The 1154-nt window shown below is 41.9% G+C and carries 2 protein-coding genes and 1 pseudogene; all 3 read left to right on the top strand.

Features of this window, described 5'->3' with window-relative positions; genetic code table 11:
* Positions 1–266 (top strand): annotated as a pseudogene (locus GRP75_RS27580) (alkene reductase); the annotation flags it as partial.
* Positions 267–472: 206 nt separating this feature from the next.
* Complete coding sequence (locus tag GRP75_RS27575) at positions 473–793, top strand: transposase (protein WP_160790967.1); 321 nt, start codon at positions 473–475, stop codon at positions 791–793.
* Between the two features lie 58 nt (positions 794–851).
* The coding region (locus tag GRP75_RS30595) for an IS3 family transposase (protein ID WP_160790966.1) at positions 852–1154 on the top strand (303 nt) is incomplete at its 3' end.

Genomic DNA, 1154 nt, shown 5'->3' with positions numbered 1-1154 from the left:
AAGACATTCGTTCCTTATGGACTAATCCGTTGTTAGTCAATCGGGCTGGACGGACAATAGACAATATCAGTGTTGATATTGATAGTGACCTTGCTGATCTAGCTCCTGTTGGAGTATGGTCATTATCTAATCCGGATTTTGTGGAACGACTTAAAGCAGGCGCTCCATTAAATGAAGCAGATCCTGCAACATTTTATGGCGGCGGGAGCAAGGGATATACGGATTATCCTACATTGAAAGAATTAGAGCACCAGGAAAGTAAGTAATTGGCTTCAAATTAAAATTAAAAATTATAGAAATAGAAATGCTCAAAATGGCGTACAACTGAAAAATTGTACGTCATAAATTCATCTATTAGTAAACGTCTTAAGGAACAACTTTCTAAAGGAATCCTATCTATTTAGCCCCTATTTGAACTTGGACAGTACACCCCTTACTCCGATACAATAATATTGAGGCGGAGGGGAACGAAATGAAGAAGAAACAGTATGATCTAAATTTCAAGAAGATGGTGGTTGCCAAGGGGAAGGAAATCGGCAATATGACCGCTATAGCAAGACAACATGAGCTTGATCCAAAGATGGTATTGCGATGGGCCAGAGAATTAAATCGTAAGGATCTAGATACACTGGATGGTTCTAGTGTAAAGCAAGCGAAATTTGTGCCGACTTCAGAAGATTATGCAGAGCTTGTGAAAGAGAATGAGAAACTTAAGAAGCTCTTTGCAGAGCAAGCCTTAGAGAGGGATATTCTCAAAGACCTACTAAAAAAACGAACCCGCACTTGCGGATAAAATAGAAATCGCCCAGAAGTATATTACACGAGGGCATAGCATCAGCTTTGTACTGCGTGTGCTAGAGGTAGAACGTTCAACGTTTTATGCATACGTGAATAGGCCAGAGCAAGCCCAAGAAACAATCCACAGGGCCGGTCGTCCTGCACCTGGTTTATCTTATACACAAGATGGTGAGCCAATCAGTGATGAGCAGATTTGTGAATGGATCATGGAGTTCTTAGCAGGCGAAGGCGCGAACTACGGCTATCGTAAACTGACCGTGCTTTTACGCCGCCGCCATCAACTGAAAATTAACAAGAAGAAAGTTTACCGTCTATGCAAGCGGATGGATGTGCTTCGTCCACAGCGGAAACTCAAG

Origin of the sequence: Paenibacillus sp. OT2-17 (assembly GCF_009827695.1) — a bacterium.
GTDB classification, from domain to species: domain Bacteria; phylum Bacillota; class Bacilli; order Paenibacillales; family Paenibacillaceae; genus Paenibacillus; species Paenibacillus polymyxa_B.
This window is presented reverse-complemented; position numbering and strand designations above follow the sequence as displayed.

Excerpts from the sequence above, each read along its gene's own strand:
- GRP75_RS27575 (WP_160790967.1), top strand. The coding sequence starts at position 473 with ATGAAGAAGAAACAGTATGATCTAAATTTCAAGAAGATGGTGGTTGCC.